This window comes from Polaromonas sp. CG_9.7, assembly GCF_015752205.1.
Lineage (GTDB): Bacteria > Pseudomonadota > Gammaproteobacteria > Burkholderiales > Burkholderiaceae_C > Polaromonas.
In genome coordinates, this window is record NZ_JADOVG010000002.1 from 115,635 (window position 1) to 133,831 (window position 18,197).

Genomic DNA, 18,197 nt, shown 5'->3' on the forward strand with positions numbered 1-18,197 from the left:
AACTGCGTGAAGGCCGCAGCAACCAGCCCGCCGTCAGGCCATAGCCACAGCGCTGGCGTATTTTAAGTAGTAATGCGTAGGGGAAAACAGACCTTTGCGACGGAGTAAAAAATTTAATAATCCGTCCAACAGCGCAAGCTGGTATTGGCCGCCACCCGGCACGCCATCGATAGCGCAGCGCTGTCAAGTGCCGTGGGCACTGGCCGGCAACGCACTGGCTTTATTTGTTTGTTTTTTTATTAGTATTTTCTACCTTTGATGGAGACACCCATGAGCCTGAGTTTTGCCAAATTGGCGGTTGCGACAGCTATCCTGAGTTTTACCGGCATGGCCATGGCCGCAGATCCGATCAAGATCGGTGTGACAGGTCCTTTCACCGGCGGTTCGTCGTCCATGGGCGTGAGCATGCGTGACGGTGTCCGGCTCGCGGTCGATGAAATCAACAAGTCTGGCGGCGTGATCGGTCGTCAGCTGCAGGTCGTCGAGCGCGATGACGAAGCGAAAAACGAGCGCGGTGTGCAAATTGCGCAGGAGCTGATCAATAAGGAAAAGGTTGCGGCCACCGTGGGCTACATCAACACCGGCGTGGCGTTGGCATCACAACGTTTTTTCCAGGAAGCCAAAATTCCGGTCATGAACAATGTGGCCACCGGCAGCCTGATCACGCAGCAGTTCAAGGATCAGCCTGAAAACTACATTTTTCGCAACGCGGCGCATGACAACATTCAGGCGCCGATGATCGTGGAAGAGGCCGTCACACGGCGCGGCTTTAAAAAGGTCGCCATTCTGGCCGACTCCACCAATTATGGACAGCTCGGCCGCGCCGACCTGGAGACCGCTCTCAAGGCCAAAGGCATCACCCCGGTAGCCATCGAGAAGTTCAACATCAAGGATGTGGACATGACGGCCCAGTTGCTCAAGGCCAAGGAAGCCGGCGCCGAAGCCATCCTGACCTATGGTATCGGCCCCGAACTGGCGCAGATCGCCAATGGCATGACCAAGCTCGGCTGGAAAGTACCGATGGTCGGCAGCTGGACGCTGTCGATGGCCAACTACATCGACAATGCCGGCCCCGGCGGCGAGGGCGCGCGCATGCCGCAAACCTTCATCCAGGAGCCAACCACCCCAAAGCGTCAGTCATTCATCATTAATTACCTGAAAACCTTCAACCCCAAGAACCAGCGCATCGACTCACCGGTGTCGGCAGCGCAGGGCTACGACTCCATTTACCTGCTGGCCGCCGCCATCAAGCAGGCCAATTCGACCGACGGCCCCAAGATCAAGGCAGCGCTGGAAGACCTGAAGACGCCGGTTGAAGGCGTGATCACCACCTACAACAAGCCGTTCACGGCCAAGGACCACGAAGCCATCACAGCCAACATTCCGGTGTTTGGCGAGGTCAAGGGCCAGCGCGTGGTGTATGCCTATCCTGACGATCAGAAAAAGGCATCTGAAATACGCGTCAAAAAGTAAGTCTCAAAGACTGCTGAAGCCTAAGCACCGCGCCAAGTGACGCGGTGCTTTTTTATTGTCAGCTGCCACGGTGCGTGGCCTGACCACACCGATTTTTTTGCGGAATTGAATATATGGAAATCCTGCTCCAACTCATTTACAGCGGTGTCGCGCTGGGCATGATCTATGCAGTCATTGCCTTCGGCTACCAGCTCACGTTCCAGACCTCCGACACCCTGAACTTCGGCCAGGGCGATGCGCTCATGCTGGGCGCGATGGTCGGGTTGACGCTGGTTACCATGGGTGTGAATTACTGGCTGATGCTGCCGCTGGTGATTGTTTTCGGGTTGTTGCAGGGCAGTTTGGTCGAGCGCATCGGCGTGCGCCCGGCGATCAAGATCAAGAGCGAGTTCGGCTGGATCATGTCCACCATTGCGCTCGGCATCATTTTCAAGAACGTCGCCGAAAACATCTGGGGCCGCGACGACCTGAAATTTCCATCTCCCTTGCCCGAAGCGCCGATCAAGGTGCTGGGCGCCAACGTGCTGCCGATGGAAATCCTGGTGGTGGTCGGCGCTGTGCTGATGATGCTGGCGGTCGAGTTCTTCAACCGCAAGACAATTTATGGCAAGGCGGTGGTCGCCACCTTCAACGACCGCGACGCGGCCAAGCTGATGGGCATCAACACCGGGCTGGTGATCACCTTTTCATATGCACTGTCGTCGGCGACTGCCGCATTTGCCGGCGCGCTGATTGCGCCGCTGACGCTGACCGGCGCGACCATGGGGTCGGTGCTCGGCCTCAAGGCCTTCGCTGTCGCCATCATCGGCGGGCTGACCAGCGGCATGGGCATCATCGTCGGCGGCATAATCCTGGGCGTCGCCGAAACCACCACCGGCTTTTACCTCTCCACTGGTTACAAGGACGTTCCGGGCCTGGTGCTGCTGCTGCTGGTGCTGGCGTTCAAGCCGGCCGGCCTGTTTGGCAAAAACGCGATCAAGAAAGTTTGAAGATGAACCGCAAGACACTAACAGCTGCCATTCTCGGGCTGGCCTTGCTGGCGGCCGTGCCGCTGATGACCAGCAATTCGTACTACGTCCACATGGTCGGCACGATCATGATCTACGCCATCTTGCTGTATGGCCTGGACATCGTGGTGGGCTACACCGGCCAGGTGTCGCTGGGCCATGCCGGCCTGTTCGGCGTTGGCTCGTACACCGCCGGCGTGCTGTTCATGAAACTCGGCGCACCGCTGTGGGTCATCATTCCCGCCAGCATTGCGGTCACGTCGGCCTTTGGCGCGCTGCTGGCGCTGCCCGCGCTTCGGGTGACAGGGCCCTACCTGGCAATGGTGACGCTGGCCTTTGGCACCATCATCCAGATACTGATTAACGAGATGACCTTCCTGACCGAAGGACCCCTGGGTATCACCATTCCCAAACCCTCGATATTTGGCGAAAAACTGACCGAGCATGGTTTTTACTGGCTGACCTTCGGCCTGATGGTGCTGTCGCTGGTCGTGGTCGACCGCATTCTGAAGTCGCAGCTCGGCCGCGCTTTCGAGGCACTGCGCGGCAGTCCGGTGGCGTCTGACTGCATGGGCGTGTCGGTTTACCGCTACAAGGTCTATGCATTTGTCATCAGCGCCGGATTTGCCGGCCTGGCTGGTTGCCTGTATGCGTATTCAGAGCAGTACATCTCGCCCAATACCTACAACTTCGAGCTGACGGTGCTGTTCCTGCTGGCGGTCATCATGGGCGGGCGCAAGACCCGTTCGGGCGCCTTGCTGGGCGCGGCCATCATTGTGATTCTTCCCAAGCTGCTTGATGACCTGGAACTGTTTCGCATCGTCGCGACGGCGCTGGCTACGCTGATCACCATCGGCGCAGTGGTGGGCGTGATCCGGAAGATCACCACGCCCAAGGCCATGGCGATTCCGGTGGTGGGCACCATTGCGCTGGCCGGTTTTGCCTTCTGGCTGCAGTCGATCACCGACTGGCGGCTGAGCATTTTCGGCCTGATGATTCTGTTTGTCGTGTATTACCTGCAAAACGGTATCGTCGGCTTTGTGCGTGCCCTGTTCCATGTCCGCAAGCCGGTGTCCGATGACTTGGACAAGGCGGGAGCAGACACCGGCAAGGACGCCATTTCGGTTGCCGCCAGCGCTGTCGAAAAGGGTGGCGACTTGTTGATCGCCAAGGGCGTGCTGATGCAGTTCGGCGGCCTCAAGGCCATCAACCAGGTGGATTTGCGCATCCAGCGCGGCACCATTCACGGCCTGATCGGCCCGAACGGCTCGGGCAAGAGCACCATGATGAATGTGCTGACCGGCATTTATGTGCCAACCGCTGGCAGCATCAACTTTGCCGGCCGCTCGGTGGTCGGGCGCACCTCTTCCGACATCGCGCTGTCGGGTATTGCGCGCACCTTCCAGAACGTGCAGCTGTTCGGTGAAATGACCGCGCTGCAAAACGTTCAGGTTGGCCTGCACCACACGTTTGACAGCAACATCGTCGATGTGGCGCTGCATACCCCACGCTACAAGCGCGAGGAAACCTCGGCTATCCAGCGCGGCATGGGGTTGCTGCGCTTCGTCGGCCTGGCTGATCTGGCGACCGAGGAAGCTCGCAACCTGCCCTACGGCAAGCAGCGTCTGCTGGAAATCGCCCGTGCGCTGGCGTTGGACCCGCAACTGTTGCTGCTCGACGAGCCGGCCGCCGGACTGACCGCGCCCGACATCAAGGAGCTGATCACCATCATCCGCAAGATCCGTGACCACGGCATCACCGTGATCCTGATCGAGCACCACATGGACGTGGTGATGGGCCTGTGCGACACCGTTTCGGTGCTCGACTTCGGCCAGAAAATTGCCGAAGGCAAGCCTGCCGATGTGCAGGCAGATGAAAAGGTCATCGAGGCCTACCTCGGCGGCACGGCGGCATAAGGAAACAACACCATGTTGAGTATCAAGAATCTGGAAGCCGGCTACGGCAAGGTGCAGGTCCTGCACGGAATTTCGATGGAAGTGCCCAAAGGCAAGGTGGTCACGCTGATCGGCTCCAATGGCGCTGGCAAGACCACCACCATGCGCGCCATCTCGGGCATGATCCAGCCGACCGCCGGCGAGATCAACCTGCACGGCAAGCGCATTGATGGCCTGGAGTCCTACGCCATCGCCAAGCAGGGGCTGGCGCATTCACCCGAGGGCCGGCGCGTGTTTGCCACCATGAGCGTGACCGACAACCTGATCCTTGGCGCGTTTCCGCGCCTGACCGGCAGCCGCCCCAAAGGCGATGTGGCGGGGGACCTGGAACGCGCGATGGACATGTTCCCGCGCCTGAAAGAGCGGCGTACCCAGTTGGCCGGAACGCTGTCGGGTGGCGAGCAGCAGATGCTGGCCATGGCGCGCGCCGTGATGCTGAACCCCGAGATCGTGCTGCTCGACGAGCCGTCGATGGGCCTGGCACCGATCCTGGTCGAAGAGGTGTTCCGCATCATTGCCGACCTGAAGTCGCGCGGCGTCACCATGCTGCTGGTCGAGCAGTTTGCCGCCGCCGCGCTGAAGGTGGCCGACTACGGCTATGTACTGGAAAACGGCCGCATCTCGGTGCATGGCGAGGCGTCCAAATTGCGCGACGATCCGGCAGTGAAAGCCGCCTACCTGGGCGGCGGGCATTGATGCCAGATGCTGTCTGCTATTGAAACAATAGCTGCTGATGCATGTGGGTATTGCGGAAAAGGCCTGAAACGCTTAAGAAATACGTTGTGAGAGCGCCTTGGTTGGCGCAAGCCGCTGCTTGTTTCTTAATCCACCTTGAGGCCCTTGAGCGCCGGGTCTTCGGGCGGGTAGCGCAGGTCAACTTGTTCCAGCGCCTGGCGAACGCGCAGGGCGATCATCAGGTTGCGGTGGGTCTTTGAATCGGCCGGTACCACCATCCACGGCGCCCACGTCGTGCTGGTGGCATTGAGCAGGTCTTCATACGCCTGCTGGTAGGCCTTCCACTCTTTGCGCGCCTCCAGATCGCCCATGGCAAACTTCCAGTGTTTCGTGATGTCGTCAATCCGTTCCTGCAGCCGCGCGCCTTGTTCCTTAAAACTGATGTGCAGCATGAACTTCAGGACCACCGTGCCGTTTTCCGTGAGCATGCGCTCGAAGTCGTTGATCTGCTGGTAGCGCTGGGCAGTTTGCGAAGGCGTGATCCAGCCCTCGACCGGCGGCACCAGCACGTCTTCGTAGTGGCTGCGGTTGAAGATCATGATGTCGCCGGCGGCCGGCACCTTCTGGTGGATGCGCCACAGGTAGTCGCGGGCTCGCTCGTCTTCGCTGGGCGCTTTCCAGGCTGCCGTGTGCACGCCCAGCGGGCTCATGCGGCTGAACACGCCGCGCAGTGTGCCGTCCTTTCCCGAGGTGTCGGTGCCTTGAAGGATGACCAGCAGCTTGAAGCGCCGGTCGGCATAAAACAGGTTTTGCAGCCCGTCCAGTTCAAGTGCCAGTGCATCCACCGTTTCCTTGTCGCGTGACTTGTCATCGGATGAAAAAGGTTTGGCACCCGGGTCGAAATCGGCCAGATTGCAGCGCTTGGCTTTTTTATTTTTGTCTTTGTCGGTTTCGTCGGCCTGCGGGACTTGCCAGAGCAGCAGTTTTTCGGCAAGCGCCTTGCGTTCGTCCTTGCTGGCTGGAACATCAAGTCCATTTTTTCCGTAGGGGGCATCAGCCGTTTTCGAGTTCATCAGGACCTCCAGAAAATGAGGGGATTGCCGCTCATTCTGCGCGCCAATGTTCTTGCAGCTTGAACGAATACACTTATTTTCATGCCAGAGGCCGCGCCGTCCGCGTCGCGGGAATGGACCGGCCCCCGGCTTCAACATGACAGGAGTTTTGATGGAAACCGATTCAACAGGCACTGCTGCAGACATCAGCGTGCAGGCGGCGACTGGTTATGCCGGTGATATCGCGCCAGCGTTGGCCTGGCAATGGCAGCAAGCAGGCCAGGCTGTGCTGGTCGATGTGCGAACCGATGCCGAACGTGAATGGGTGGGTTTTGTTCCGGGTGCCGTGCCGTTGTCCTGGAAACTGTGGCCGGGCATGGCGCTGAACGCCGGTTTTGACGCGGCCTTGAAGGCGGCGGTTCCTGCGGGCACCAAGGTCGTTTTCCTGTGCCGAAGCGGGGTTCGCTCGGTGGACGCTGCCCGCCGCGCCACTGAACTGGGGCTGGAGGCTTACAACATTCTGGAAGGTTTTGAAGGCGACGCCGACGAGCAGGCGCAGCGTGGCAAGCAGGGCGGATGGCGAATGCGCGGCCTGCCGTGGATGCAAAAGTAACGCTCGGACGGAAATTTTTCAGCGACACATTGCAAGCATTTTTTAAGCGGGTACGAGTCATACGACCTGTCAGATGTAGCAGGGGTTATGGCGTGACTATTTGTGAGAAAGTTTTCAATAAGTCTGTTTTCAACAAAGGAACAGTCTTATGCAAGTACTCGATCGCACCACCCCTGTCGCTCACCGCAACCCGCCCCTTTTGCCACGGTTGCAGGAACGCTTTGAACAGAAGTTCATGGCCCACTGGCAAAGCCACTGGGGCGGCAAACCCATCCTGCATGGCAGCAACCCCGGACCCAATTCGATCCGGCTGGATGGCAACGACTACCTGGGCATTGCCGGCCATCCGGACATCGTCCGGGCGCAGATTGGCAGCCTGCAACACAGCAACGAATCCGTGATCCAGTCGGGCGTCTTTTTGCTCGACGCCCATCCGTGCCGGACGCTTGAAGCGTCACTGGCCGCCTGGGTCGGCAAGGAAGACGGTTTTATCTGCCAGTCGGGCTATTCGGCCAATGTCGGACTGTTGCAGGCAATTGCCGACGAGCAGACGCCGGTCTACCTTGACAGCCTGGCGCATACCTCGCTTTGGGAAGGCGCGCGCGCCGCACGTGCGCCAGCCCATGCATTCCGGCACAACGACCCGGAGCACCTGTCACGCATGATTGAGCGCCATGGCCCCGGTGTGGTGGTGGTCGATTCGGTGTACAGCACCACCGGCGCGCTGTGCCCGCTGGTCCGCATGGTCGAGGTGGTTGAGCAGCATGGCTGCACCCTCATGGTCGATGAGTCGCATTCGCTGGGCACCCACGGTCCGCAAGGCGCTGGCCTGTGTGCCGAACTGGGCTTGACAGACCGCGTGCATTTCATCACCGCCAGCCTGGCCAAGGCGTTTGCCGGCCGTGCCGGCTTTTTCACGATTCCTGCCGCCATGCGCTACTACGTGCTGCACAACAGCTACCCGAACATCTTCAGCTCCTGCCTGCTGCCGCACGAGATTGCCGGACTGGCGGCAACGCTGGAAGTGGTTCGGGGCTGTGACGCCGAGCGGGTGCGGCTGCATGCCAACACGCGCCGGCTGCGCGCCAGCCTGCTGGACATGGGCTATCCGATCTACCAGGGCAGCCAGCAGATCATTGCGCTGGAAACCGGCACCGAGCCAGCCACCATGGAGCTGCGCGACGAGTTGGAAGCGCACCAGATTTTCGGCGCGATCTTTTGTGCTCCCGCCACGAGCCGCAACCGCGCCATGGTGCGGCTGACGCTCAACGCCGGCCTTACCCCTGCCGAGATGGACCGCATCGAGCACACGGCGCGTACGCTGCTGCCGGTGCTCAAGCCCTGGGACTGGCCGATTGCCCGGCGCGCACGCACCGAACAGGTGTGAGGCTAATCTTGCGGCAGGTTTCTTTCACCATGGTGGTCCAAAAACCGCGTGTAGCTGGTGCCCAAACCCGGGCTGAATGCCTCGCCAAGGGCAAAGATGGCGGCGTGAAGTCGGCCGGCTTCGCCGTTCAACACGAATGCTTCGCAAGGCCCAGGCTGATGGCCGGCGCCCAGCGCCAGCTTCAATTCCAGGTCGATCAGCTTGCTGCCGCTGCGAATGTCCTGGACGACGCGTGCGTCCCATCCCTGGGACAGCGCCATCTCGGCCAGTTCGCCCAGGTTGCTCGCCGGCTCCAGCTGCAGCCAGCTGGCCTGGCCTTGGGCATTGAGCGCCAGCATGCCGAGCGGCGCGCCGATGACGACATGTTCGGTCCAGCCCTGCTGCTTCGTGAGGTCTTGCAGCGCCTGGAAAATGACCGGGTCGGCCAGCAGCGCAAGCTGGCTGGGCGACAGCGTGGCGCACCAGATCTGCTGATGGCGCTGGTCGGGCTGGTGGCGCAGTTCCTCCACGGCGCGCGTCAAGCTGGCGCGCAGGTCGGGCGTCTGTTTCGGGATGAACTGGTTGATCAGCCCCCGGTTGAATGCCGAAACCGCCAACTGCTCGTCAGCGCGGCCGGTGAGCAGGATGCGCGAGCCGGGCCAGTCCTGCAATTCGCCCAGCACGCGCAGGCCGCTCATGGCCGGCATGGCGTAGTCCACCACGGCAACCTGCACCAGCCCGAAGCGCGCAGCCCCGTCGCCCTGCCAGTAGCCCAGGATCTGCGGGATCAGCAGGGCGCCTTCGCGCCAGCGGTGAATGATTTCCTGCTGGAGCCAGGCGTCATTTTCACGCTGCGCGTTGTCTTGCTTCAACAGGTCGATACAGGCAACGGGCCGCAGGAACAATTGCACGGGCCAGTCGGCAGGCATGACCTCACCCAGCATTTCCAGGTAATCCGGGTCATCGTCGAGAAAAATAACACCGCCGGGACGGCGGTAAAGGGGGAAGGACATAGTGCTGGGCTTTATCAAGAAAATTGAAATGCAGGCAAAGTCAGCGTTCAGGCAGGTGCAAGCGGCAGGTTCAGCGTAAAGACAGCGCCTGTGGCATGACCTGACTTCACCTGGATGCTACCCCCTGCGCTGCGCAGCACCTGCTGGCAAAAAGCCAGGCCCAGGCCATGCCCGATGCTGCGGTTGCTGGAGAAAAAAGGCTTGAAAATATGCGGCAGCAAGGCCGGATCCACACCGACGCCGTCATCGGCCACGGCAATGCTGCCGCCGTCAGGCCCACAGTCGACCGTGATGCACAGTGCTCCGGCCGCGTAAGACGAATCGGCGGCGGCCAGCGAGTGCAGGGCGTTTTTCATCAGGTTCATCAGCACCTGGGAAAACTGGGCACGGGGGCCATGAAAGTTGAAGTCATGGGTGATGACCACCGTGACGCACTCGCGCTGCCGGTTGGAGGTGTAGGGATAGGCCGCCAGGGTTTCAGTGACCAGGCTGGCGGCGCCGACCACTTCGCTGTAATGCGGCAGCTGCAGCAGCTTGGCGTTGGCGATCTGGGTGTCGATCTGGTGGTTCATGGCACGCACCAATGCCTGCAGGCGCTGGCCCAGCTGCTCGAGCTTGGCCGCACGCGGGTGCGCTTGCTCACGCCGGATTTCCATCTGCAGCGCATCCCCGATCAGCGATGCCGTGGACAGCGGCGTTCGCAGCTCATGCGCCATGATGCCCATGGTGGCCAGCATGTGGGCCAGCTGGTCACGCCGCAGGTTGGCCGACGACAGGCCGAGCAGCAGCGCGCAGATCCAGCTGAAGGCGATGACCACCATATCGACGGGGTTGGCCTGAAGACCGTTTGGCATCAACCCTGCAAACAGCGCCCATGACAGCAAGGCGCCGCTGACGATGCCTGCCGTGGCAATGCGCCAGTCGGTCAGTTGGTAGTAGCACACAATGATGATGCATGTGGTTGCCAGCCAGGCGGCGCTGCCAGCGTTGCAAAAGTACATCCAGCTGAAAAAAAGCGGAATTTCGATCCACATCACCACAGTGACCAGCCACCGCGTGGCGGGCCTGGAAAAATCCTGGGTCAACCCAGGCAACAGCAGTGTGGCGGCCAGCAGGCTCATCAAACCGCGCAGCCACAGGTTTTCGTAGGGTTGCACCAGCCACCGGGACCAGATCCAGCCGAACAGCGGCTGACCCAGCACCGATGCCAGTCCCAGCAGCCGAATGCGCCACGGCGACGCATGCAAAATCGGCTCCAGCGGCTCTAGCGGCAGCAGTGTCCAGCGACTTGGCGAACGCTGTAAAAATTGTGAGGTGCGGTGAATTTTTTTCATCTGGCGTACAACCAGAGCCTGTGTGTCAGCCCATAAAATTTTCTGGCCTATTGAATCATTGTCTCTGTTCTTTCCCTTGACCACCCATGCAACCACCGGCTAATTTTGACAATATCTGTCTGGACGGCATCATGAGCGACTGGCTGTCGTGCCTGCGCGAGTTTTCGGTCGAGGCGCTGGTGGTATTGGGTCCCGACCCATTCGCCGCAGAGGAGCGCCGGCTGGTGCTGGCCTTGCATCCGCCGCGTCTGCTTGAAGCGGCGCATGCGCTGGCGGCCAGCCAGGACTTCGGCGCGCTGTGGCGGGACTCCGATGCCCCGTTGGTCGCCTGGCAGGATATTTCCCGCTCTGCCTTCGGGGACATGGGCCACTGGCGCAGGTTGTGGCTGGCGCATGGCTTTCAAAGCGTTGTGCGTATCGCTTTTCCACTGACCATGGGCCGCGCGTTTGAATGCTACCTGTTGAGCGCGCGCCAGTGGGCTGACCGCAGCGAGCCGTCGCAGCTGGTCTGGTCGGCACTGAACATCTGGCCGCTGCTCAAGCGGGCGCTGGCCCAGGCACGAAACCCCCTGAGCCCGCGCGAACTGGAGTGCCTGGAGCTGGCGTTCCAAGGCATGACGGCGCGCAAGACCGGCGAGGTGCTGAGGTGCAGCGAGCGCACCGTCAACTTTCACCTGGCCAACGCCATGGGCAAGCTCAAAGTCGAGAACAAGCTGGCAGCAGTGCAGCGCGCCTGCTGGTTCGGCCTGATCTGAACGGGCGCGGCAGGGCACCCCGTGACGGGAAAACTTCATTGATGAGGCGCTGGCCGCAGAATAAACCTGTTCATAATTCAGCCCCATGACTTTCCTAGCGCTTGATGTGGGTAACACCCGCCTGAAATGGTCCCACTACGACGCCCCGGTGGTGGGCGCCAAGCTGCTGGCCCATGGCGCGGTGTTCCTTGAAAACATTGACCGCCTGGCTGAGGAAGACTGGCAGGGGCTGGCCGAGCCTTCGGCCATCCTGGGCTGCGTGGTGGCGGGCGACGCCGTCAAGCGGCGCCTGACCGAACAGATGGAAATCTGGGACGTGCTGCCGCGCTGGGTGATTTCCAGCCCGCAGGAAGCCGGCTTGAGTAATGGCTACGACCATCCGGCGCGGCTCGGCTCCGACCGCTGGGTGGCCATGATCGGCGCACACCACCGGCTGCTGGCGCGCGGCATTCGCAAGCCCTGCCTGGTGGTGATGGTGGGCACCGCCGTCACCGTCGAAGCCATCGACGCGTCGGGCAAGTTTTTGGGCGGCATCATCCTGCCAGGCCACGGCATCATGCTGCGCGCGCTCGAATCGGGCACGGCAGGCTTGCATGTGCCGACCGGCGAGGTGCGGGATTTTCCGACCAACACCAGCGACGCGCTGACCAGCGGCGGCACCTTTGCGATTGCCGGCGCGGTCCAGCGCATGGTGGACAACGTCACGCGCCACTGCGGCGAAGCGCCCGAATGCATCATGACCGGCGGTGCCGGCTGGAAAATGGCGCCGAGCATGACCATCAATTTCGAGCTGGTCGAAAACCTGATCTTTGACGGCCTGCTGGAAATTGCTTCACGGCGCTTCAAAGCCTGATGCTATCGAATTAATAGCTATTTTTGCCCGTGGATAAAGCGCAGGAAGGTTTTTTACGCATGATCAATGTGTAAAAGACCTGTGCTGGAGCCACCCGCCTTCACGCCTCATGTCACGCCAGCGTCAGTCACCATCTGCCATTTTTTCGTGGAACTTGTCGCTAAGATAACCGGCAGTTACCCAAAGCCTTCCCTTTGGAAACTGACTGCAAAAAACCAACGGAGCATTTCCCATGTCAGACTTGAAAGCGGCTTTCGACCAAGCCATGCTGGATTCCAAAAATCTCAGCGAGCGGCCCGACAACGCCACGCTGCTGAAACTCTATGCGTTCTACAAGCAAGGCAGCACGGGCGACAACCTGGAGAAAAAGCCCGGCTTCAGCGACATGGTGGCGCGCGCCAAATGGGACGCCTGGAGCAAGCTCAAGGGCACTTCGCAAGACGCGGCAATGCAGCAGTACATCGACCAGATCAAGGAACTCGGCTGATCCGGCTGGCACCGTCATTTATCAATAGAAAAGGTCTTTTGCGCAAGCGGGACGGGAGAATCCTGCTATCGATTTGATGTTTTTTTGTGCGCCTGGCGGCTTCAGTCGGCCTTGATGTTGGCCAGCTTTATCACGCGGCTCCACATGTTGCGTTCGCTGGCGCCAAGCACGGCCAGTTCCGGGCCGTCCATGGCGATGGCCTTGGCGCCCTGGTCTTCGGCGCGTTTCCTGAAATTTTCCGATTCCACCACCTGCCGGATGGCCAGCGACAGCCGGCCCTGCAGGTCGGCGCTCAAGCTGTTCGGGCCATAGACCGCGAACCACGAGGTGGCGACCAGCGGCACGCCGGCTTCGGTAGCGGTTGGCACATTGGGCAGGGCCGCCAGGCGCGTGCGGCCGGTCACCATCAGCGCTTTGAGCTTTCCCGCGCGGATGTGCGGCAGCAGCGGTGGCGGCGTGGTGATGGTGAAGTCCACCGTGCCGGCCAGCAGATCGTTCAGCGCCGGGCCGGTGCCCCGGTAGGGAATGTGCACCATGAAGGTCTTGGTCAGGTCCTTCAGCAGCTCGGTGGTGACATGCTGCAGCGAGCCGTTGCCGCTGGACGCGTAGTTGACCTTGGCCGGGTTGGCCTTGACGTATGCCAGGAACTCGGCAAACGTGTCGGCCGGAAAATCGGCGCGCACCACCAGCAGCTGCGGCGCATCAATCAGGTGGCCGAGCGGCTTCAGGCTGGTGGCCGGGTCAAAGCCCGCGACCGGCTGGATCAGCGGCGTGATGCACTGGTAGCCCGAATACTGCACCAGCAGGCTGGTGCCATCGGCCGGCCCGCGCGCCACCAGCTGGCCGGCAATATTGCCGTTGCCGCCGCCCCGGTTGTCCACCACCACCGACGTCTGCAGGATCTTGCCCAGCGGCTCGGCCAGCATGCGCGCGGAAATGTCGGTGGTGCCGCCGGCCGCCGTGGGAACCACCAGTGTCAGCGTCTTGCCGGCGAGCTGCGCACGCACCGGGTTGAGCCAGGCGGCCGCGCCGAGGCCGGCGGCGGTGACGAGGGTTCTGCGGGAAATAAGGGTCATGTCTGTCTCCTGTTAATGGTGGGAATGCGCTCAGGCGGGCTCGGAAATCTCGATCAGGTTCAGGTCCGGGTCGCGCACATACACCGAGCGGATTTTTTGCGTCGCGCCGGTCCGCATCACCGGGCCTTCGATCACCGGCCAGCGCGCCTGCGCCAGCCGGGCGATCACGTCTGCCAGCGGAATACTCGCCAGAAAGCACAGGTCCAGCGAACCGGGCACCGGCAGATGGGCCTTGGGTTCAAACTCGCAGCCCTTGACATGCAGATTGATTTTTTGCGCGCCGAATTTGAACGCCTTGCGCACCACCGGCGGCGTTCCGCCGACAAAGGTTTCAAGCGCCATGCCCAGCACGCGGGTGTAGAAGTCCACGCAGGCCGCTTCGTCGGTGGTGGTCAGCACCAGGTGGTCAAGGTGGCTGATCATGCAAATTGCGCCCGCAGCTCGGCCACATTGGCTGGCGCCGGATGCAGGTCGGTGATGCGGCCGGCCTTGGCCACCTGGCCGGGCACGTCGTGGCCGACGATCTGTGGCATCAGGCGCGCCACGGCCAGCAGTTTGGGCAGGTTGATGCCGGTGTCGTAGCCCATGGCGTCGAGCATGTGAACCGCGTCCTCGCTGGTCACGTTGCCGCTGGCGCCGGGCGCATACGGGCAGCCGCCCAGGCCGCCCAGCGAGCCGTCCAGGCGTGTGATGCCGCCTTGCACGGCGGCCAGCACATTGGCCAGCCCCATGCCGCGCGTGTTGTGAAAATGCAGGGTCAGCTGCAAGGCCGGAAAATGCTGTTGCAGCGCCTCGGCCATGCGGCTGACCTGTGCCGGATGCGCCATGCCGGTGGTGTCGCAAATGCTCAAGCCGCGCACGCCCAAGCCGGCAAAGCGCTCGGCCCAGCGCAGCAGCTCGCGCTGCGGCACGTCGCCTTCCATCGGGCAGCCGAAGCCGCAAGACAGTGACACATTGATGGGCGTGGCGCCATCGACATCGCGAATCACCTCTGACAGCGCCGCAAGGCTTTTGTCGCGCGGCATGCGCAAATTCGCCAGGTTGTGCGTCTCGGACACCGACATCACCAGATTCAGTTCGTCGGCGCGCGACGCCAGCGCGCGTTCGGCACCGCGCAGATTCGGCACCAGCACGGTGTATTCGACGCCGGGCGTGCGGTGGATGCGGCCCATGACTTCCTCGGCATCGCGCAGCATCGGAATCGCCTTTGGCGAGGTGAACGAGGTCACCTCGATTTTGGCGTAGCCGCATTCGCCGAGCGCATCGACCAGCGCCACCTTGTCGTCGGTGGCAATGAAGCGGGGCTCGTTCTGGAAGCCGTCGCGCGTGACGACTTCATTGAAAAAAATGCGTTTGACGGGGGTCATCGGGTTCACTGGCTTGCTCCTGCAACGATGCCCTGGTCTTTCAGGGCCTTGATCTGGTCGGGCGACAGGCCCATCTCGCGCAGCACGGCGTCGGTGTCCTGGCCGATCTGCGGCGCGTTGCGGCGGTGGCTGCCCGGCGTGCGCGACAGTTTGGGCACGATGCCCGGCACGGCCAGCAGGCTGCCGTCGTCCATGCGCACTTCGTTCAGCATGCCGCGCGCCTGGTAATGCGGGTCGGCGGCGATGTCGGCCACGGTGTAGATGCGGCCTGCCGGCACGGCGACGGCGTCCAGTGCCGCCAGCACCTCGCCCACCGTGCGCTCGGCAGTCCACTGGCCGATGGCGTCGTCGATTTTTTCCACCTGGGCCACGCGGCCTGCGTTGTCGGCCAGCGACGGGTCCGTGCAGAGGTCATCGCGGCCGATGGTGTTCATCAGCCGTTTAAAAATACTATCGCCATTGCCTGCAATCAAGGCATAGCCGCCGTCCTTGCAGCGATAAGCGTTGCTTGGCGCGATGCCGGGCAAGGCGCTGCCGGCCGCGCCGCGCACCGCGCCGAACGCGCTGTATTCGGGCAGCAGGCTTTCCATGCAGTTGAACACCGCCTCATACAGCGCCACGTCGATCACCTGGCCCTGGCCCGAGCGCTGGCGCTCCTGCAGCGCCAGCAAGATGCCGATCACGCCGTGCAGCGCGGCCAGCGTGTCGCCGATGCTGACGCCGACGCGCACCGGCACGCGGCCGGGTTCGGCGGTCAGGTGGCGCAGGCCGCCCATGGCCTCGGCCACCACGCCGAATCCGGGCTTGTCGCGGTAGGGGCCGGTCTGGCCATAGCCGCTGATGCGCAGCATGATCAAGCGTGGATTGAGTTTCAGCAGCGCGTCCGGCCCCAGTCCCCAGCCTTCCATTGCGCCGGGGCGGAAGTTCTCGATCAGCACGTCTGATTCACTGGCCAGCCGGCGCACGATGTCCTGCGCCGCCGGTTGCTTGAGGTCCAGCGCCACCGAGCGTTTGTTGCGCGACTGCACCTGCCACCACACCGAGATGCCGTCCTTCAACAGCCGCCATTTGCGCAATGGGTCGCCGGTGCCGGGCGTTTCGATCTTGATGATGTCGGCGCCAAAGTCGGCCAGTGTCTTGGCGGCGAACGGGCCGGCAATCAGCTGGCCAAGTTCCAGCACCTTCAGCCCGGCCAGCGGACCCGGCACGGGAGAGGGGGTTGAGCAGTCTTGGGTAGGCATGGCGGCGAGTGTGCCGCTGCCGCCGTGCGCTGTCTATTCCTGCTTTGACGTGCAGGCGTTCGCATTTTGCGAAGGCCCAGCCAGGAAATCCACCAGCGACAAGATGCCTGCGTCAAGCTGGCCCTTTGCACAGGCCACCAGCAGGCGGCGCTGCGCCCACGGTTCGGCCAGCGGACGCCAGCTGATGTTCATGGCCTTGACGATGGGCAGGCAGGCCGCTTTTGGCAGGATGGCAATGCCCAGGCCTGACGCCACCATGTGGCACACGGCATCGAAACTGCGCACCTGCATGCGCAGCTTGAATGGCCGGTGCGCGGCCAGCGCCGACTGCTGCTGCTGCTGCAGCATTGCCGCGCCGGCGGTCAGGCTGATCCATTCCTCGTCCAGCGCGTCGGCAAAGGCCAGCGGTGTCTGGGTGCCGGCCAGCCGGTGCCCGGCGGGCAGCACCAGCACCAACTCGTCCTGGCGAAACAGCCGCGTGTCCAGCCCGGCAGTGTCTGGTCCCTCGACAAACACCGCAACGTCGGTGCGCTGTTCACGCAGCGCGGCGGCCACGGCGTCGGACACCTGCTCTTCCACGTCGATCTGCACTTGCGGGTGCAACTGGCCGTATTGCGCCAGCAAAGGTGGCAAAAACTGGCTGATGGCCGCGCTGCTGGCGCACAGGTGGATGTGGCGCGCTGTGCCCCGGCGCAGATCGGCGAGTTCGGCGCCGAGCTGGTCCATGGTCTGCAGCAGCCTCAAGCCGTGCTTGACAAAGACGCGCCCGGCGGCCGTCGGCTGCAGGCCGCGCGCATGGCGGTCAAACAGCGTGTCGCCCAGTGCCACTTCAAGTTCCCGAATGCGCCGGCTGGCCGCACCCAACGCCAGGTGCGCGCCTCGCGCTGCCGCCGTCAGGCTGCCGGTCTGGGCGCAGTCCACCGCCAGGCGGATTGACACCAGGTCAAACCGGGCAAGGTTGTAGCGCATGGCGGTCTTTGGTGATCAAGCTGCTTTTTTGCGGAGTCCTGCTTTTTTGGCAATCAGTGCATCGAGATTTTTGACAATTTCGGCTTCTATCTTTTCCTTGAAGGCCCTCAGCAAAAACCCCAGCTTTGCCGCCAGTTCAAAACTGTTTTCCGTCACGCTCAGCGTGCCGTGGACGCCGGAGCGGTTGAAACTGAGCAGGTCGCTGCTCGCTCCTTCTTCGTAGGTGCATTGCATGCCAAATTCCACTTTGGCCTTTTCGGCCCATTGGGAAGCAATCTGGCGTGCTGCATGCAGGCCCAGGTTGTGCGTGCGATCAATGTGAATGTCAGCCATGGGTTTTCCGGAATATTGATGTTCGGCGCTTGCCGCTCGTTATTGCGCAAGCGGCAAGCCGTGGACGACATCTTAAAACCGTTGCCACGCTGACACTGATTTCAGTGGCAACCAAGTTTGTGTGAAATCTTGAATATGAAAAAAATAAGTACTTCAATGCGCAAGGTGTTGGCAATAACCAGATGTGTCAATTGGCATTTTTGTGGATAATTTGGTAAGTTTGTTCGATACCGAACAGACTTGGTAATGGGTTGGCTGATAAGTTACAAAAATAACATTTGTTTCTTGAATATTGGATATTTCCAAACAGACAAATGCAGGTAAACAACTTCCGGATTTCTTTTCCGGAAGAAATACCTTGAGCTCCCAACAAAAAAATTCACCCATGTACACAAATCTGTCTGCTACTTCCGCCGCAGATTTTCTGAAGGACGCTGAAGCTGTCGTTTCTGGTGTCAATAGCAAGGTCCGCGCCAGTTGTGTCGCCTCTTGTTTTGTAAAAACCAGAAAATTCACCAAGGGGGAACCTGCGGGGCTGCCGCACAACAGGGTTCATTGCCCCGACATGCAGCGCAAAGCCTTTTCCTTCTTTGTGAACACCCCGAAAAAGGGGCTGCAATGAACTGGA

At 61.6% G+C, this 18,197-nt stretch carries 19 protein-coding genes; 10 read left to right on the forward strand and 9 right to left on the reverse strand.

Annotated elements, in window-relative coordinates; translation table 11 throughout:
- Positions 1-327: 327 nt before the first annotated feature.
- The 4 genes from IWX87_RS02555 (at position 328) to IWX87_RS02570 (ending at position 5,131) form a co-directional block, all read left to right on the forward strand.
- Positions 328-1,473 carry an ABC transporter substrate-binding protein gene (locus IWX87_RS02555; RefSeq protein WP_231374571.1) on the forward strand — a complete coding sequence of 382 codons (1,146 nt, stop codon included), beginning with the start codon at positions 328-330 and terminating at the stop codon, positions 1,471-1,473.
- A 113-nt stretch (positions 1,474-1,586) separates the two neighbouring features.
- Complete coding sequence (locus IWX87_RS02560; protein ID WP_196861952.1) at positions 1,587-2,462, forward strand: branched-chain amino acid ABC transporter permease; 876 nt, start codon at positions 1,587-1,589, stop codon at positions 2,460-2,462.
- Positions 2,463-2,464: 2 nt separating this feature from the next.
- Positions 2,465-4,396, forward strand: a complete 1,932-nt coding sequence (locus IWX87_RS02565; protein ID WP_196861953.1) for an ATP-binding cassette domain-containing protein — start codon at positions 2,465-2,467, stop codon at positions 4,394-4,396.
- Between the two features lie 12 nt (positions 4,397-4,408).
- The gene (locus IWX87_RS02570) at positions 4,409-5,131 is read left to right on the forward strand and encodes an ABC transporter ATP-binding protein (RefSeq protein ID WP_196861954.1); all 723 of its coding nucleotides are present in this window, start codon (positions 4,409-4,411) and stop codon (positions 5,129-5,131) included.
- Positions 5,132-5,256: 125 nt separating this feature from the next.
- Here IWX87_RS02570 and IWX87_RS02575 read toward each other — a convergent pair whose 3' ends face one another.
- Positions 5,257-6,183, reverse strand: a complete 927-nt coding sequence (locus IWX87_RS02575; protein ID WP_196861955.1) for a PPK2 family polyphosphate kinase — start codon at positions 6,181-6,183, stop codon at positions 5,257-5,259.
- Positions 6,184-6,334: 151 nt separating this feature from the next.
- Between IWX87_RS02575 and IWX87_RS02580 the strand changes: the two genes are divergently transcribed.
- Both IWX87_RS02580 and cqsA read left to right on the forward strand, forming a co-directional pair.
- Entirely contained in the window at positions 6,335-6,775 is a 441-nt protein-coding gene (locus IWX87_RS02580) for a rhodanese-like domain-containing protein (protein ID WP_196861956.1), read from the forward strand.
- A gap of 148 nt (positions 6,776-6,923) precedes the next feature.
- A complete protein-coding gene (gene cqsA, locus IWX87_RS02585; protein WP_196861957.1) occupies positions 6,924-8,162 on the forward strand; it encodes an alpha-hydroxyketone-type quorum-sensing autoinducer synthase in 1,239 nt (412 codons plus the stop codon).
- 2 nt (positions 8,163-8,164) lie between these two features.
- Here the strand turns inward: cqsA and IWX87_RS02590 are convergent, their stop codons facing one another.
- On the reverse strand, positions 8,165-9,154 hold the full coding sequence (locus tag IWX87_RS02590; RefSeq protein WP_196861958.1) for a response regulator: 990 nt from the start codon (positions 9,152-9,154) through the stop codon (positions 8,165-8,167).
- Positions 9,155-9,201: 47 nt separating this feature from the next.
- Entirely contained in the window at positions 9,202-10,488 is a 1,287-nt protein-coding gene (locus tag IWX87_RS02595; protein WP_196861959.1) for a HAMP domain-containing sensor histidine kinase, read from the reverse strand.
- 86 nt (positions 10,489-10,574) lie between these two features.
- Between IWX87_RS02595 and IWX87_RS02600 the strand changes: the two genes are divergently transcribed.
- The 3 genes from IWX87_RS02600 (at position 10,575) to IWX87_RS02610 (ending at position 12,583) form a co-directional block, all read left to right on the forward strand.
- Positions 10,575-11,243, forward strand: coding sequence for a helix-turn-helix transcriptional regulator (locus IWX87_RS02600; RefSeq protein WP_196861960.1), 669 nt, complete (start codon positions 10,575-10,577; stop codon positions 11,241-11,243).
- A gap of 85 nt (positions 11,244-11,328) precedes the next feature.
- The gene (locus IWX87_RS02605) at positions 11,329-12,096 is read left to right on the forward strand and encodes a type III pantothenate kinase (protein WP_196861961.1); all 768 of its coding nucleotides are present in this window, start codon (positions 11,329-11,331) and stop codon (positions 12,094-12,096) included.
- 232 nt (positions 12,097-12,328) lie between these two features.
- Complete coding sequence (locus IWX87_RS02610) at positions 12,329-12,583, forward strand: acyl-CoA-binding protein (RefSeq protein WP_196861962.1); 255 nt, start codon at positions 12,329-12,331, stop codon at positions 12,581-12,583.
- 101 nt (positions 12,584-12,684) lie between these two features.
- Here IWX87_RS02610 and IWX87_RS02615 read toward each other — a convergent pair whose 3' ends face one another.
- The 6 genes from IWX87_RS02615 to IWX87_RS02640 are packed head-to-tail and all read right to left on the reverse strand — an operon-like array spanning position 12,685 to position 17,569.
- Positions 12,685-13,659 (reverse strand): tripartite tricarboxylate transporter substrate binding protein, encoded by a 975-nt coding sequence (locus tag IWX87_RS02615; RefSeq protein ID WP_196861963.1) that lies wholly within the window; start codon positions 13,657-13,659, stop codon positions 12,685-12,687.
- A gap of 30 nt (positions 13,660-13,689) precedes the next feature.
- Positions 13,690-14,082: a VOC family protein gene (locus tag IWX87_RS02620; protein ID WP_196861964.1), complete on the reverse strand. Its 393-nt coding sequence runs from the start codon at positions 14,080-14,082 to the stop codon at positions 13,690-13,692.
- Positions 14,079-15,026 (reverse strand): hydroxymethylglutaryl-CoA lyase, encoded by a 948-nt coding sequence (locus tag IWX87_RS02625; RefSeq protein ID WP_196861965.1) that lies wholly within the window; start codon positions 15,024-15,026, stop codon positions 14,079-14,081. The genes IWX87_RS02620 and IWX87_RS02625 overlap by 4 nt, the downstream gene beginning before the upstream one ends.
- Positions 15,027-15,031: 5 nt before the next feature.
- Positions 15,032-16,267: a CaiB/BaiF CoA-transferase family protein gene (locus tag IWX87_RS02630; protein ID WP_196861966.1), complete on the reverse strand. Its 1,236-nt coding sequence runs from the start codon at positions 16,265-16,267 to the stop codon at positions 15,032-15,034.
- Positions 16,268-16,300: 33 nt separating this feature from the next.
- The gene (locus IWX87_RS02635; protein ID WP_196861967.1) at positions 16,301-17,236 is read right to left on the reverse strand and encodes a LysR family transcriptional regulator; all 936 of its coding nucleotides are present in this window, start codon (positions 17,234-17,236) and stop codon (positions 16,301-16,303) included.
- A 15-nt stretch (positions 17,237-17,251) separates the two neighbouring features.
- The gene (locus IWX87_RS02640; RefSeq protein WP_196861968.1) at positions 17,252-17,569 is read right to left on the reverse strand and encodes a polyhydroxyalkanoic acid system family protein; all 318 of its coding nucleotides are present in this window, start codon (positions 17,567-17,569) and stop codon (positions 17,252-17,254) included.
- A gap of 385 nt (positions 17,570-17,954) precedes the next feature.
- Here IWX87_RS02640 and IWX87_RS02645 point away from each other — a divergent pair, with 385 nt between their 5' ends.
- Positions 17,955-18,191: a hypothetical protein gene (locus IWX87_RS02645; protein ID WP_196861969.1), complete on the forward strand. Its 237-nt coding sequence runs from the start codon at positions 17,955-17,957 to the stop codon at positions 18,189-18,191.
- Positions 18,192-18,197: the final 6 nt, after the last annotated feature.